This is a genomic window from Clostridium nigeriense, from assembly GCF_050585265.1.
GTDB classification, from domain to species: Bacteria; Bacillota; Clostridia; order Clostridiales; family Clostridiaceae; genus Clostridium; species Clostridium nigeriense_B.
On record NZ_JBNOOE010000012.1, the window covers coordinates 21,062 to 38,088 of the forward strand.

The 17,027-nt window shown below is 27.3% G+C and carries 14 protein-coding genes; all 14 read left to right on the plus strand.

Annotated elements, in window-relative coordinates; translation table 11 throughout:
- Nucleotides 1–49: 49 nt before the first annotated feature.
- Complete coding sequence (locus ACQPVP_RS11650) at nt 50–2,872, plus strand: hypothetical protein (RefSeq protein WP_430850123.1); 2,823 nt, start codon at nt 50–52, stop codon at nt 2,870–2,872.
- 252 nt (nt 2,873–3,124) lie between these two features.
- Nucleotides 3,125–4,027: an AEC family transporter gene (locus tag ACQPVP_RS11655; RefSeq protein ID WP_430850125.1), complete on the plus strand. Its 903-nt coding sequence runs from the start codon at nt 3,125–3,127 to the stop codon at nt 4,025–4,027.
- A 127-nt stretch (nt 4,028–4,154) separates the two neighbouring features.
- Nucleotides 4,155–4,328, plus strand: coding sequence for a (2Fe-2S)-binding protein (locus ACQPVP_RS11660; protein WP_430850127.1), 174 nt, complete (start codon nt 4,155–4,157; stop codon nt 4,326–4,328).
- A 176-nt stretch (nt 4,329–4,504) separates the two neighbouring features.
- Nucleotides 4,505–4,702: a hypothetical protein gene (locus ACQPVP_RS11665; protein WP_430850129.1), complete on the plus strand. Its 198-nt coding sequence runs from the start codon at nt 4,505–4,507 to the stop codon at nt 4,700–4,702.
- Between the two features lie 296 nt (nt 4,703–4,998).
- Nucleotides 4,999–5,376: a zinc ribbon domain-containing protein gene (locus tag ACQPVP_RS11670; RefSeq protein WP_430850131.1), complete on the plus strand. Its 378-nt coding sequence runs from the start codon at nt 4,999–5,001 to the stop codon at nt 5,374–5,376.
- A 74-nt stretch (nt 5,377–5,450) separates the two neighbouring features.
- Nucleotides 5,451–6,068, plus strand: coding sequence for a superoxide dismutase (locus ACQPVP_RS11675; protein WP_430850132.1), 618 nt, complete (start codon nt 5,451–5,453; stop codon nt 6,066–6,068).
- A 270-nt stretch (nt 6,069–6,338) separates the two neighbouring features.
- Nucleotides 6,339–7,064 carry a glycerophosphodiester phosphodiesterase gene (locus ACQPVP_RS11680; RefSeq protein WP_430850134.1) on the plus strand — a complete coding sequence of 242 codons (726 nt, stop codon included), beginning with the start codon at nt 6,339–6,341 and terminating at the stop codon, nt 7,062–7,064.
- Nucleotides 7,065–7,370: 306 nt separating this feature from the next.
- On the plus strand, nt 7,371–9,776 hold the full coding sequence (locus ACQPVP_RS11685; RefSeq protein ID WP_430850136.1) for a hypothetical protein: 2,406 nt from the start codon (nt 7,371–7,373) through the stop codon (nt 9,774–9,776).
- Nucleotides 9,776–10,699 carry an ABC transporter ATP-binding protein gene (locus tag ACQPVP_RS11690; RefSeq protein ID WP_430839725.1) on the plus strand — a complete coding sequence of 308 codons (924 nt, stop codon included), beginning with the start codon at nt 9,776–9,778 and terminating at the stop codon, nt 10,697–10,699. Before ACQPVP_RS11685 ends, ACQPVP_RS11690 begins: the two co-directional genes overlap by 1 nt.
- A gap of 16 nt (nt 10,700–10,715) precedes the next feature.
- On the plus strand, nt 10,716–11,609 hold the full coding sequence (locus ACQPVP_RS11695) for an ABC transporter permease (protein ID WP_430850138.1): 894 nt from the start codon (nt 10,716–10,718) through the stop codon (nt 11,607–11,609).
- A 4-nt stretch (nt 11,610–11,613) separates the two neighbouring features.
- Nucleotides 11,614–13,179 carry a pectinesterase gene (locus ACQPVP_RS11700; RefSeq protein WP_430850140.1) on the plus strand — a complete coding sequence of 522 codons (1,566 nt, stop codon included), beginning with the start codon at nt 11,614–11,616 and terminating at the stop codon, nt 13,177–13,179.
- 12 nt (nt 13,180–13,191) lie between these two features.
- Nucleotides 13,192–14,175, plus strand: a complete 984-nt coding sequence (locus ACQPVP_RS11705) for an AAA family ATPase (RefSeq protein ID WP_430850142.1) — start codon at nt 13,192–13,194, stop codon at nt 14,173–14,175.
- A 3-nt stretch (nt 14,176–14,178) separates the two neighbouring features.
- Nucleotides 14,179–15,063, plus strand: a complete 885-nt coding sequence (locus tag ACQPVP_RS11710) for a DUF58 domain-containing protein (RefSeq protein ID WP_430850144.1) — start codon at nt 14,179–14,181, stop codon at nt 15,061–15,063.
- Between the two features lie 172 nt (nt 15,064–15,235).
- Nucleotides 15,236–17,023: a vWA domain-containing protein gene (locus ACQPVP_RS11715; protein ID WP_430850146.1), complete on the plus strand. Its 1,788-nt coding sequence runs from the start codon at nt 15,236–15,238 to the stop codon at nt 17,021–17,023.
- The last annotated feature ends 4 nt before the right edge of the window (nt 17,024–17,027 follow it).

Here is a 17,027-nt window from a genome sequence, read left to right on the forward strand (position 1 = left end):
AGTATTTATTTGAAAAAAGTATTAGCCAATATTAAAAAGGAGGTAATCTATGAAAAAAAGTAGTAAATTTGCAGTAGCTGTTGGAACTATAATGGCTTTAGCATTATCATCAAGTGTTTATTTCTTTACTATATCTAAAAAAAGTAGTGACATAAAAGATAAAGAAAATTCAATCGTTCAAAATGATATTGAAAATACTAAACCAAGTGCTGGGGAAGAAAGCAATAGTAATGATACTATTAATAAAGATGGAATATCACAAAAAGATGAAACAAATGCTAATAATTCAGTAAACTTAAATACAAATAATAATACAAACACAAATAACAATTCAAGTAATGGTGGACAAGAAAGTATAACAGGTCAAGATGATAATAAAAAACCAGTAATACCAGGAAATTCAGAAGAGCCAGGAAACACAGAAAATCCAGGAGATTCAGATAAACCAAGTGTTCCAGAGAAACCGGGGAATAATGAAAATCCTGATGATCAAGAGAATCCAGGAGATAATGAAAATCCAGATAAACCTGAGGATTCAGAAAAGCCAAATAATCCGGGAGATAGTGAAAAACCAGAAATAGTAATTAATGATATTACTATAACTAATAATGATTTAGTAAACGGTGTAGCAACAATATCAAATAAGGAATATAAAAATATTTATATTGATTCATCAGTATCTAATGGAAAAATTGTATTAGATAATGTAAAAATTGAAGAAAAGTTAATATTGAAAGATGGAGTACAATACCAAGTAGAAGTAAAAAATTCAACAGTACCATATGTAGAAGTAGAAAAAAAAGAAAATAAAATGTATCGTAATTCGCTATCAATTATTAACAATGATATAAGTGGACCAACTTTATATTTAGAAAATGTAAAAGATATAGCTAATGTGGATATTAATGGTAATGTATCTATTTTAGGTAATGGGAAAATTTTAAATTTAAATGTAAAAAGTGGAACTTTAGTTATTAATACACCTACTGAATTTGTGAATATTGATAAAAATTCAAATAATGTTGATATAACAATAAATGGAACAGTAAGCGAAATTAACGATAATGGAAATAGTACAAGCATTGGAGTTAATGCTAAGGCAGATAAAATCAACTTAAATGGTAAAAAAAGTAATGTATATATTAAAGAAGGCGCAATAATAGAACAAGCTACTATTAATGGTGATTCTACTAAGATAATGGGAAATGGTACATTAAATTCAATAGAGATTAATGGAAATAATACAGGGGTTTATACTAAAACACCTGAAGATAATATTCAAATAAATGAAAGTGCTAGTAATACATTTGTTGGAAGAGAAGAAAAATATGAAATAAGTAATATAACTCTAAAACAACAAGGAGTAATTAAGTTTACTTTAAATGAAGCTACAAGTAGACCAATAACATTAGAAGAAATCTCCGTTATTTGTCATGGTGGAAGCACTATGAGCGTATTCAATGTAGAAACTACAGATAACAAAACATATACGTTAAGCACAGCATATTTTAAAGATAATACATATGAATTATATATAACATTACCAAATAAAAATATAATAAGTAAGGAATTTGACTATAGTTATAATCATCCTACAGCATCAAAGGTAAGTGTGGATAGAACAAGTGCAACAGAAGCGACTATGGATATTTATGGAGTTGATGAAGGTGGATATTTATACTATAAGCTTGTAGAGAAAAGCATATTACGTTCTAAAAATAATGTAAGTGTAGATGAAATAAAAGAAAATGGAACTAAAGTAGATATAAAGACAGAATATAATGATATATTAATATCAAATTTAGAAGAAAATAAAGAATATGATTTATACTATGTTATGGAAGCATATGATGGAAGAACATCTCCAGTTTATGGGCCTGTTGAAATAGGCATTTATGAAGATAAACAAGAAGATATTGAATATAAATTGGATTATGCAGCAGAAGAAGAAGCAAATAAATTTGTATTTACATTTAACAAACCAGTAAATGGTGAATTAAAATTAGAAGACTTTAGCATTATATGTCCTACTGAATCTGCTCTTACAACTAAAGGTGCAAAATTCAGTGTAAGCTCAGATAAAAAAACTTATACAATTGTTGTACCAGACAATTATGGACATAAGGATAATAAATATACTGTTTCAGTAAATATGCCTGATGGAAGTGTTGTTAATGGATCATTTAGATCACATTTTAATCCACCTTCAATAACAGGTGATTCTATAGATCATTATTCACAAAATAAAATAAAATTTGAATTTAATTCAGATGAACATGGTACATTATATTATGGTGTATACGAATCGAATAATTCAGTAGTTGTTGGAGATTCAACTACACCAATGGCTGAAGATGTGCTTAGTGGTAAGGTAAATAGTACAAAGGCAGTTCTAAATTCAGGATATAATGAATTAGATATAGATTTATCAGGATATAATTTAACAAATAAATCTAGATTATGGGTGTTATTTGTTGATTATGATGGAAATTACCGTAAGGGATTTGTAGACCACTTTAAGATACCAGAATTTATAGCTGAACCTGATGGGGGAGACGAAGATAAGCCCTCATTAGATATTACTAATATAGAAATATCTAATGGTTGGATGGGTACTGCTTTGAAGCTAACATTCAACGAAGATTTAAAATATACTTTTGGACAAAATGATATAAAATTACAATCTTTAAGTGGTGTAAATTTACCAAGTAAAATTGGTATGTCTGTATCATTCCCTTCTGACAAGCTTAATTATGCAAGTATAGAATTTATGGGATTGAAGTTATCAGCAGGAGAGTATCGCATAACTATTAAAACATATGACTCAAAGGATAGACCTGTTGAAATAATTAAAGAATTTACAGTAAAATAATAATTTTATAGATGTACTTATGTTAAATAAAACGAGACTTATAGGTAGCAAAGCTAAGTATAAGTCTCGTTTTTTAAGATTAAGACAGAAGTATATCAAATATGTTGATTTAATATCTGTTACTAGATTAAAGATAACAATTACTTATACAATGAAGATTTACACTTTAATATAATATTAAACAATAGAATTACATACTCAGAGTAAATGAATAGTATATAATGATATAAATAGTTTGTTTGGGAGAGGAAAATGTTAGTATTTAATAAAATTATCTCTTTATTTTTAATAATATTGATTGGGGTATATGGAACAAGAAAGAATATAATTAATGAAGAAGTAAATAGGGCACTAAGGAGGATACTTTTAGAAATAACATTACCTTTGCTAGTAATCAATTCATTTACATTTGATTTTAGTGAAGGAATGGCAAGAAATGTTTTATCATCATTTATATATAGTATAGTTTTTATGGCTATTGGTGGAATTATTTCTTATATTTTATTAATACCTATGAAAAGTGAAAAGAGAAAGATTTTACATTTTGCTAATGTATTTTCTAACTGTGGCTTTATAGGATTCCCTATAATTAACAGTTTATATGGAGCAGAGGGGGTAGTTTACACATCAATATTCAATATGGTATTTACAGTTGTACTATGGACTTATGGAGTAATGATTTTTTCAGATAAAATATCAAGAGAAAATATAAAAAAGGTTCTAATAAATCCATCAATAATTGCAGTGTATGTTGGAATTCCTATGATGATATTTAATATAAAATTACCATCAGCTATATTAGATACAACAAAAATAGTAGGAGATATGACAGCACCAATTTCTATGATAATAGTAGGAAGCATATTATCAAAAGTAAATATAAAAGATGTTTTTAAAGAGATATCTATTTACTATGGAGCATTAATTAAATTAGTTTTAATACCACTTATATTAATAGTAATTAAAGTCGGTTTAAAGGATAATTCTAATATAATAAATACAATTATAATTATACAAGCTATGCCTGCAGCTGCTATGACATCAATATTAGCAGCAGACTTTAATAAAGAAGAAGAGTATTCAGCTATAGTAGTATTTATAACTACTTTGCTATCTATAGTCACAATACCAATAATAGCAAGAATTATTAGTTAGAATTATTAATTTTTAATTAAAAACTTTTATTTGTGTAAAAAATATACTATAATTAAAATAAGCTATAATAAAATATTTATTTTATAAATAGCAAAATAGAGACAACTTAGAGTTTGAGGTGAAGAATATGGATTTAGTTTGTTTATGTAAAGGCGTAGAAAAAGATGTAATAGTTAAAGCTATAAAAGAAGGCGCAGATACATTTGAAAAGATTCAAGAAGCTACTGGAGCAGGTACAGGTTTCTGCAAAGCTGGTAGATGTAGAGGAAAAATTGAAGCTTTAATTGAAGAAAATAAATAATTATTATATAAGAGCATTAGATAGTTCTAAGGCTCTTAATAAACAAACTTAATCTAAACGTTATCATAAATTATTAAGATTTGATTAAATATGTTAAAGTGGAATAAAATGTAACAAATTTGTCAATTATTCATTTTATAATAGAATAAAGAATTAATTATAAAGGGGGAGAGAAAATGATGTTAAAAGTAGATGCTAGTAAGCACTGTAGTTTTAATAAAGCAGTTAGAAAACTATTTTATATGAAGCAAAGTATTAATAATTCAAGAACATATAGTGAAGAAGAAAAAAAGCAGCTAACAAGAAAGATTGAAAAGGACATCTATAATATTTGGAATAAGACTAAGTATGACTTAAATAATAAGAAAGGATAATCCATCATTATTTTATACTTAACTTCAAAATAATTAAAGAGGAGTATATCTTAATGATAAATAAATTTAGTAAAAAAGATATAGTTAAATTAGTTAATATGAAAGTATATAATAGAAGCAAATGTCAAATAAAAGTTTATAGTAAGTTATAAATAAGAAGTTAGGAATAAATATAGTCTAACTTCTTATTTATTTTATTCTTACAAAATTATTTAGACTTTTAAGTTATATGATTTTGACAAATCTTTTTTAATGATAAAATAAGGATAGAATAATATTTAACAAAGGAGAATTATATGTTTTTTATAGGGATTTTTGGTATAGAAAGCAAGGAAAAAGAAATAAAAGTTATTGATAAATTGTCTTGTAAGTTTTGTAATAGAAGTAGCAGAGGAAATTTGATAAAATCTTATAGCTTTTTTCATTTTTTCTTTTTACCAATATTCAAATGGAATGAAGAATATTTTGTAATATGTGAAGAATGCAATACTTTATTTTCAATTTCTAAGGATAAGGGGAAGGCTTTAGAAAGAGGAGAAAATATAGAAATTACATATTGGGACTTGAAGGAAGTAAACCAATATCATGAATATAATATTGGTTGTAGTAACTGTGGAAAAATAGTTAGTAGTAATTATAAATATTGTCCATATTGTGGAAATAAAATGAAATAGTATTATGTGCATAAATATTTAAAAAAAAGGATAAATTAACAGATAAGAATGTTAATTTGAAGGGAGAAATATTTATGTATAACAAGATTGAATTACCATATGAATTTAATGCATTGGAACCATATATTGATGAGGAAACAGTAAGAACACATTATGGAAAGCATCTTCAAACTTATGAAACTAATTTAAATAAGGCTTTAGAAGGATATGAAGAATATACAAATGGAAAAACGTTGGATAAATTAATAAAGGATTTAGAAGATTTGCCAGAAGAAATAAGACCAGCAGTTGTTAATAATGGAGGGGGAGTATCTAACCATAACTTATACTTCTCAATACTTTCGCCAATGCCAAAGAAAAATCCAGAAGGTAGGCTGTTAGAAGAAATAAATAAAACTTTTGGAAGTGTAGAAAACTTAAAAGAAGAATTAACTAATGCAGCGATAAGTCAGTTTGGATCTGGTTATGGTTTTTTAGTTAAAGATAAGGACGGCAAATTATCAATAGTTAAAAGAGTAAATCAAAACTCTCCGGTTATGGATAATCTAATTCCTATTTTAACTATTGATGTTTGGGAACATGCATACTATTTAAAATATAAGAATTTAAGAGCAGATTATGTTAAAAACATATGGAATGTAATAGATTGGGGAAAGGTTGAGGGGTTGTACGAGGACTGTCATAACATTTAATAAATTTGAATGTCATCTATTAATTTTGTCAAGACTTAAAGCTAATTCTATGTAATAAAAATTCATAATTTAAGAAGTCGGGAATTATTACCTTTAGTTCGTAGAAGTAAATATTCTGTGTTAGGTAAACTTAGAGCTTGCAACGGAGCAACTAATATAACATATTTACTATTTTTTATAAACTTATAAATATATATTTTTTAATACTAATTTAACTTAATTATTATAGTATAATTATAGTATTAAATTTTATATAAGGAGACGAGAATTATGATAAATTTTGCCCATAGAGGAGCAAGCTCTGATTATCCAGAAAATACAATACTTTCTTTAAAAGAAGGGATAAAATCGGGAGCAAAGGGATTAGAAATTGATGTTCATAAAAGTAAAGACAATAAACTAGTAGTAATACATGACGAAGATATAGAGCGTACTTTTATGGGGAGAGGCTTAGTTAAGGATTTTACTTTATCAGAATTAAAATCTTTTAAAAATAGAAAAAAACTATTTAGAGATAATGAAGAGTGTCGTATCCCAACATTAGAAGAGGTTTTAGACTTAGTTAAAGATAAAGATATATTATTAAATATTGAATTAAAAACAGATATTATTCCATATCCCAATATTGAAGAAGATGTGATTAATTTAATAAATGAATATAAATTAGAAGATAAAATTATATTATCTAGTTTTAATCATGAGTCTATTAAAAAAGTAAAAGCTATAAGTAAAATAAAGACAGGTATTTTATATGAAAAGCCAATAAAGGATGTAATTCAATATGCAAAGTCACTAGGCGTGGATGCAATTCATCCTGACTTAAGACTTGCATCTGATGATTTAGTTAAAGAAGCTCATGAAAATAATTTAATGGTAAATATATATACTGTGAATATTCCATTTTTTATGAGACTACTTATTTCAAATAATGTAGATGGAGCTTTTACAGATTATCCAGAATTATTAAATGAAATATTACAAGAAAATAAGAGATAAAAATTGAAAAGTAATTTTAGGCAGTATATAAATTTTTATTATGAATTTTATATACTGCCTTTTTAATTCAAGTTTTAAAGACAAATTACAGATAATTTATTTTTAAGATATTATTCGGAAATATAAAATTTGGTAAGTTGTGGTAAATTTTAGATAATGATAGTAAAATTAATATAATAGTGATTAAACCATGTGTATTTATTTCATTTCATGAAAATAAGGAAATTTTAAGAATTTGTTAAGGTAAAATTTTGTTATTTAGTCTAGAATTAAAACATGTAAAATTGTAATTTAAGGGGGAAAATAATGAAAGCATTTTTAAAAAAGAGCTTATTAGTAATGTGTTTGGCTTTATTAGCTACTACTTTATTTTTTAGTAATATAACAGTAAAGGCTGATACTAATGAAAATGAAGCTTATGAAGTTAAAATTAGCTCGGGATTAGAAGGGAAGTACAGAGCTTTAAAGTACATTCCTGTTACGGTTGAATTTACAAGTAATGAAAAGGATTTTAATGGAGAAGTAGAAATTAGAACAAGTGGATCATATACTTCTACTTATGATGCCTATAGTAAGGAAATTTCAGTTGCCCAAGGGGAAACTGGAAAAGTAACTATTCCAATAAAACTATTAGAAGGTTCTAGCAAGATAACAGTTAATCTTGTTGAAAAGGGTAAGGTTTTATTTGAAAAGAAAAGTTTAATATCAAATGGAAGAGTAAGTGAATCTAATTTATTCATGGGGGTTCTAACAGATGATCAAACATCCTTAAGCTATACAGGAAGTATAACATTTGATAATCCAAATAGTACTGAATATAAAGGAACAATTGAAAAAGTTCAATTAGATGAAAAGATAATTGGTGAAAATAGTTTAAACATAGATGGGTTAGATATTATTCTTATTAACAATTATAATATGTCTAATTTAAAGGATGAACAATATACAGCTTTAAACTCTTGGGTTAATAAAGGTGGTACTTTAATAATCAGTTCTGGAGCTAATGAAGGAAAAACTATTAGAAATATAGATAGTGATTTTTTAAGCATAAAATCAAATGGAACTAATGAAAAAAATACAAAATTAGTAGATGATAACTTAAATCTAATAATATCTGATTTAGAAATTAAGGATTCTAAAATAAAGTATGGAACTGATGAGGAGCCATTAGCTTATTCTATAAAAAGGGGTAAGGGAGAGATAATAGTTTCAACCTTTGATTTAGGTTTAGAGCCTTTAATATCCTCAGAAGATGCAGGTAAATTCTTTAATAATATTATATTAGATACTATAAGTAAATTTTTTGAAAATAGTATGTATGGAGGATATACACCTGGTTATTATAAAATAAGTGAATTAACTAAAACTATTCCTATAAATGAAATAGTAGGTGTTAAATCTTTAATAGTTGTTTTGGGATTATATGCAGCAATAATAGGAATTATTTCTTATATAGTTTTAAAGAAAATTAATAAAAGAGATTTAACTTGGATTGTAATTCCTATTTTTTCTATAGTTTTTACATTAATAATTTATTTTATGGGTTCATCTTCAAGAGTTAATGATATTGTACTGAATCAAAATAATATAATATCTGTAGATAAAGATGGAAAAGGAACTACAAAGGGATATTTGGGTGTAGGTGCAAAATATAAGTCTGATGTAATTATTGAAAAGCCAGAAGATTTAACTATGAATTACTCTACTAATGATAATTATTATTATGGAAATCAAGAAGAAGAAGTAAGTGATATATTAAGAGTTAAGACTACCTATAGTGGTAACAATTCTTATTTTACATTCAATAATAGTGATGCTTTAGATATGAAGTCTTTTGAAGTTGTTGGCAAGGAGCAAGTTATTCCTATAATTGAGACATCTTTTAATTTATCAGAGGGTAACTTAAATGGAAAAGTAAAAAATACTTTAGGATATGACATAAAAAGATTATTACTTGTGGCAGGAAAAAGTGTTTGGGATATGGGAGCCATTAGCAAAGATGAAGAAAAGGAAATAACAAATTTAAAAGTTGCAGGTTCAGGCGGATTACAAGCATATTCAGACACATTAAGTCAAAAGTATTATGATGCTAGATGGAATAATAAAGAGAAATTAAAATCAGAGGAATTTAAAAATATACTAAGAATTTCAAATTTAATTGCGGCAGCTTCAGATGAAATTCTTATTAATAAAGATATTAAGTTAGTTGCAATAACTGATTTACCTATAGAATATGGAGTTGAATTTGGAAATAAATCAATATCTAAGTTTGATACTACAGCAATAATTCAAGATGCAGAATTAGACTTTAAGGATAAGAACGGCGATTATAATTTCCCAGATGGATATTTTGAGGGCGTTATAGAATCATCTTCAACTAATGTTCATATAGATGAATATAATGGCTATATATATGGTCAGGGTGAAGTGATATTTAGCTATAAAATAGATAATAATATAGAAGTTTTAGATTTAATTATTAAAAGAGGAACAGACAGATATGGATACTCTGGAGATGATAATGCTGAAAAATATATCTATAACTATAATACAGATAGTTATGACAAAATTTTAATGTCGCAAGGTTATGAGAAAATTAAAGATTTATCTAACTATATAAATAACAATACTACAAAAGTTAAATATGTGGTAGATGATACTAAGGGGCAATCTATGATACCAATAATTACTGTTAAGGGGAGGGAAAGATAATGCTAGTTATAAAGAATCTTGAAAAATCTTATGGTAATTTTAAAGCATTAAATGGTTTAAACTTAGAAATAGAAAAAGGCGAAATATTCGGATTTATAGGACCAAATGGAGCTGGAAAAAGTACTACTATGAAAATAGTATCAGGGCTTCTTTCCCCAGATAGTGGAGAAGTTTATGTAGATGGAATAGATGCAATAAAGAATAATAAAGAATTAAAAGATAAAATAGGTTATATGCCTGACTTTTTCGGAGTTTATGATAATTTACGAGCTATTGAATACTTAGAATTTTATGCCTCTATATATGGGATAGTCGGAGAAGAGGCAAGACAGTTAGCTATGGATTTATTAGAGCTTGTTAATCTTCAAGATAAATGGGATGCAAATGTAGATGGATTATCTAGAGGAATGAAGCAAAGATTATGTTTAGCTAGATGTTTGGTTCATAACCCAGAGATATTAATTTTAGATGAACCAGCATCAGGTATGGATCCAAGAGCTAGATTTGAAATGAAGGGAATACTAAAAAATCTAAAAGATATGGGAAAAACTATAATAGTATCTTCTCATATACTATCTGAACTTGGAGAAATATGCACTAAAATTGGAATTATCAAAAATGGAACTATAGTATGTGAAGGAACTGTAGAAGAAGTTATGCTTATGGCATCTGGTACAGCACCTATAAATATAACAGTTATGGATAGAGTTGAGGATGCAATAGCATTATTAAAAGAAAAAACAGAAGTTAAAGAAATATCAGTTGATAGTAATAAAATTACTATAAATGTTGTTGGTGGAGATAAAGAAGCGATGAATATTCTTAAGGATTTAGTAATTAGAGATATTCCAGTTATAAGTTATAGTAAGTCAGCAGGTAATTTAGAAGAAGTATTTATTCAAATAACAGAGGACGATAAATAGAGGGGGGATAAGTAAGATGAAATTTAATCCAGTTTTAAGAAATGAAAGTAAGCTATCGGTAAGAACACCAAGGTTTTCATTAATGATATTAATATATATTGTTGTTTTATCAGCAGGAACTTTAATATTTTATAATAGCTATAGTTCAGATGTGTATGTTTCAGGAATAAATCCACAAGTAGCTGTTACTCTTTATATTACAATGGCAATAATTCAAGCGATATTATTAATGTTTATAGTGCCATCACTAACAGCAACTTCAATTTGTTCAGAAAGAGAAAAACAAACATTAGATATTTTATTATCAACACGATTGAGCCCACTTCAAATAATTCTAGGGAAGCTTTCAGCCTCATCGCTAAAGGTAATAATGTTAATATTTTGTACAATTCCTTTATACTCAATTTGTGGGTTAATTGGTGGTGTAAAATTAAGTAATATTTTAATTTTAGTTGGCTCATTTATTATAAGCACAATATTTGTTGGATCTATTGGTGTATTTATTTCTACTTATTCTAAAACATCTAAGGCAGCAACATCATTAACATATGCATTGGTATTATTTGTATTTGTGGGAACAATAGTTATAGCTTATATTTGGGTAATGATTAGTATGTATAAAGTGGGGTATAACGGAAAAACTCCAACAGTATCGCCTATTGTATATTTAAGTCCTGCTACTGGATTTTTTGTAATGTTATCTAATCAAGTAGGATTTGGTGGAAATTCTTTTTATTTTATAGATCAGATGGGTATTTCTAAATATGCAGATTATATTAGTATTGGAATACAATTAGTATTGAGTTTTATATTTATATTTTTAGCTGCAAGAAAACTTAATCCATTAAATAATAGAAGATTATTTAATGGAATTAAAAAAGAAAGGGCTAATAAGAAGGTAAAGGAGTAGCGCTATGAATTCTTTAAATAATGAAATCATAACCTTCATAAAAAAGGCATCAAAAAGAATTAAAGCTAACTTTATAATTAACTTAAGCATAATAGGTTTTAAATACCTACTATGCTTAATATTATGCTTATTAATATTATCTTTATTTATAACTATTCCATATGTAGAAGAAGTTTCTTTAATAATTCTATTAATTGGTCTAATATTTATTATAATTTTTGGATTTATTAAAGCACCAGATAATAAAAAGGTAGCCTTAATAGTTGATTCAAAAGGTTTAAAAGAAAGAGTAACAACTTCTTTAGAATTTATAAATGAAGAAGATAGTATATCTATTGCTCAAAAAAATGATACTTTAAAGTTTATAAAGAATTTCAATATAAAAGAAAATTTAAAGATAACTGTTGATAAAAAGCAAATACTTTTAGTTATTTCATTAATTGCTTTGTGTATATTAACTTCTTTTATAGATACTTCAGCAAAAAAAGAAGCAAATAATATTAGAGAATTTAATAAATATCAACAGGAGTATATTAAAAAAGTTGAAGAGGAAAAGAAAAATATAGATAAATTAGAGGATTTATCAGAAGAAGAAAAAGAAGCGATAAAAAAGATATTAGAAGATGCAAAGAAAGAGTTAAAAGAGAGTGAAAAGAAACTTGATGTTAATAAAACTCTAGAAAGAATGGAAAAGAAATTAGAAGATGAAAAGGATAAAGCAAAAAGTGATAAAAGTAAAGAAGCCATAGAAAATATGCAAAAAAACTTATTAGATAAATTTAATAAGGAAAAAGAAGAAGGTGCTAAAAAAGATTTAAATAAGTTAGTAAATGAGCTTATGAAGAAGAAAGAAAGTAAGGACTTAGCAGAATCTATATTATCTAAGGATAGTGAGGCTTTAGAAAAGGCTTTGGGAAATTTAAAGAAATCATTAGGGAATATGAGTTCAAGCGAACTTAATAATCTGTCAAAATCTCTCGCTAGTGCCGCTGAAGGTGTAGATGATGAAAATTTAAAAGAAGCCTTAGAGGCAGCCTCTGATTCAGTTTTGGATGGAAAACTAGATGCGGAAAGTTTAAAAGAAGCTATTGAAAATTCTCAGAATAATAGTGATGGTAAAAAAGAAGGCGAAGGATCAGGTGAAGGTGAAGGAGTTGGAGAAGGTGATGGAAATGGTAGTGGCCAAGGATCTGAAAACGGAAATGGCAATGGTCAAGGTAATGGTCAAGGACAAGGAAATGGTCAAGGACAAGGAAGTGGAACAGGTCAAGGCTGGAACATGGGAAGTGATGAAGGTAGCGAAAATGATATAGATAATGAAAGTGGAGAGCAGGTTTATATTCCAGGAAGGGATGTTGGAAATGATGGAAACTTAACTGGAAATAAAAATGAAAATGGAGACTCTCAAAGTATAGAATCAGAAAATGGTTTTAATTTAGATGGAAATAAGATAGATTATGACAAGGTAATTGGAGACTATACGAATAGCGCTTTAGAAGGTGCTAATAATAGTAATTTACCAGAAAGTTTAAAGGATCTAATAAAGCAATATTTCGAAGGATTAAACTAAGGGGTGAAAATAATGGAAATAAATGAAAAAGAGATGATGGAAGTTTCAGAAAAAATAAGAAGATGTGAAGAAGAGATATCTAAAGGAATAATTGGACAAAAAGATATAATTAGAAATGTTTTAATAGCAATATTTGCAGATGGGAATGTACTTTTAGAAGGTATGCCTGGAATGGGAAAAACACAATTAGTTAAAACAATTGGAAAAGTGTTAAATCTTAAGTTTTCAAGAATTCAATTTACACCAGATTTAATGCCAGCAGACGTTGTTGGAACTAATATAGTTGTAAAGGAAAATGATAATACTGTATTCAAATTTGAAAAAGGACCTGTATTTACTAATCTTTTATTAGCAGATGAAATAAACAGAGCGACACCAAAAACGCAATCGGCTTTACTTGAGGCAATGGGAGAAAAAACAGTTACAGTAGGTAAGAAAACTTATGAAATGTCAAAACCTTTTATGGTACTTGCAACTCAAAACCCTATTGAGCAAGAAGGAACTTATCCATTACCAGAAGCTCAATTAGATAGATTTTTATTTAAACTAAATGTAGATTTTCCAAGTTTACAAGAATTAAAGGAGATAATGGATTTAACATTAACTAATGAGAAAAGTGAAATTAATGCTGTTCTTGAAGGAGATGAAATATTAAAGATAAGAGAAGCAATAAGGGAAATAAAAATTGCTGATTCTGTTAAGGAATATGCTTTAAAGTTAATCCTAGCTACTCATCCCGAAATAGAAGAAGGGGCTGAAATAGTTAAAAAATATGTAGAGGCAGGAGCAAGTCCAAGAGCAGCACAAGGAATAATTAGTGGAGCAAAGGTAAGAGCAGTTATGGAGGGAAGGCTAAATGTTTCTTTTGAAGATATTAAATCCTTAGCATACCCAGTTCTAAGACATAGATTAATATTAAACTTTGATGCTATAACAGAAGGATTAACTGAAGAAAGCATTATAGATAAGCTATTAGAAGATTTAAAGGTTGTGTAGGGAATGAGTGAAAGATTATTTAATGAAGACTTTTTTAAAAAGTTAAATAAAATTAATATGCATATTAATTTTAAACTTTCATCTGGCACTCAAGGAGGAAGAAAATCTAAGGCAAAAGGTGTATCAGTTGAGTTCTCAGATTATAGAGAGTATGCACCTGGTGATGATTTTAGAAGAATAGATTGGAATGCTTATGGAAGATTTGATAAATTTTTTGTTAAGGTTTTTATGGAAGAAAGAGAAGGAGTATTTAATTTTTTTATAGATAAATCTAAGTCTATGGACTATGGAATAGTAAATAAGAAAGATGCTGCATTAAAAGTAGTAGCAGCCTTAAGTTATATTGCTTTAAATAATTTAGATAGAGTAAATATATCTACTATGGATAGTGGAAGCATAGATAATATTAAATCTGCTTCAGGAAATAAGGCTTTTCAAAGAATACTTAGAGAATTGGAAAGTTTAGAGTTTAAAGGGAGTACAGATTTAACTAAAAGTATAAAAAAGAGGCCTTTAACTCCAAGAGGTGTTTCTGTTATAGTTTCTGATTTTTTTAATAATGAAGGAATGAGAGATTTAGAAGAAGCCTTAAAATATCTAGCCTTTAAAAAGCAAGATATAATTTTAGTTCAAATATTATCAGATGAAGAAATAAATCCTGATTTTAATAATGAAATTACTTTTATAGATTCAGAAACTAATGAAAATGTAAAGATGAGCTTAACTCCAAATATAATTAAAGAATATAAAGCTACTTTAAAGCTATATAAGAAGTCTATTGAAGATTTAGCTAGAAAATATGGTGGGAAATTTATAAGTGTAAGTTCATCAATGGAAATAGAAGAAATTATATTAGGTGAATTTAGCAAGAAAAGAGTACTGTATTAAGGCACGATCAAATAAATAATAGACTAGTATGCTAGCCTATTTTGCGTAATACTGCGTCAGTGAATCTTTAGATAACTACCAGTATCTGCGGATTCACTTCCTTGTCTTACACAAAATATTCGTCGCATCTTTGATCTATTATTTATTATCATGTGCCTGAAAGGATGATGTTATGGGATTTACTAATTTATGGCCCTTATTTTTATTGATAACTATTCCTCTTTTAATACTACTTTATATATTAAAGAGAAAGTATAGAGAAGAGGTAATCTCTTCAACACTTTTATGGAATGAAGTTTATAAAAATACAAGAGCCAATACTCCTTGGGAAAAACTTAGAAAAAATATAATGTTACTTTTACAAATAATTATATTACTTTTAGTTATTTTTAGTTTAATGAGACCATTTTTAAATTTTGGAGGAAAAACTTATAAAAATATTATTTTAGTAATAGATAATACTGCAAGTATGAGTGCTGAATATGGAGATGAAACCAGATTAGATGAAGCTAAAAAAATAGCAAAAGAATTCTTAGCTTCTACTAAGGATGACACAAATACTTATATTATATCCTTTGATGGAAATAGTAACTTGCTTCAAAATGGAGATTTTGATAAGGAAGTTTCTAATGAAATTATTTCTGAGATAAATCAAAGCTATAATTCAGGAGATATAAATGAAACATTATCTTTCTTAAAAGCAATTGGAGAAGGCATTGAAGAAGATTATGAGGTAATTGCAATTACTGATAAAGAATTTTCTTTAGGTGATGTTAATGGAACAGTAATTTCTTTAGCAAACTCTGGTATAAATGCCTCTATAGATAATATTTCTCATAAATTTTTAGAAGATAGTGTAAGAGTAATTGCAACTATAACAAATAGAGGAGTCGGGGATTATCAAGGAGATTTTTCACTTTACGATGGAGAGGAGCTTATATCTGTAGAAGCTTTAGATCTTAAAGAGGGAGAAAATAAAACTTTAACCTTTGATTTACAATCGATTAAATCAGAAACTTTAAGGGGAGAGCTATCCAGAAAAGATATGATTTCAGGGGACAATACCTATAATCACGTAGTTGGAAAGAAAAAAGTAAATAAAGTTCTTATAGTAACAGAACAAAATTTATTTTTAGAAAAAGCTTTTAGTACTATTCAAAATACAGAAGTATATAAAACAAATAATACATCTAATTTAACTAGTGCAGATAATTATGATTTATACGTATTTGATGGGGTTACACCAGATATTATGCCATCTAAAGGAAGTATGTTATTTATTAATCCTTCATCAAATGAATTCTTTAACGTTGCTAGTGGAGGGGAAGGAGGAGAGGCTAAGGCTGTTATTGGAGAAGTATCAAAATACCTAGAAGATACTACTTTTACAGCTTCTAAGTATAACTTTATTGAAATTCCTTACTATGGAAAAGGATTTTTAAATATTGATGGAGATTTCATAGGCTTTAAAGGAGAAGTTGATGGAAGAAAAGTTGCAGCCCTATCCTTTGATCTTCATAATAGTGATTTTCCACTTAAAAAGGAATTCCCAATTTTAATGTATGAACTTGGAGAAAATTTAATTTCTAGTGGAATGGTATATAGTAGTAACTATAAGGCTGGTGAAAAGATTATTGCAAAGGGATTATCTTTAGATTCTAGTATTACACTAACTTATCCTAATGGAGATATTGAAGAAATTACATCAGGAGATGAAATAAATGAAGATAGTCAAATAGGAGTATATAGCCTTGAATCTCAAGATGAAAAAGAACTATTTTCAGTGAACTTCCCTTCAGAAAAAGAAGGAAATACCAATGTAAGTAATATTAGCGAAAGTGAAAACTTAGCTAGTGCTAAGACAGAATTAAAGAGAGGTTTAAATTTATCTCCTTTAGTCATCATTTTAGCCATTGCAGTAGTAGCTTTTGAGTGGATAATGTATAAAAGAGGAAATTAGGAGG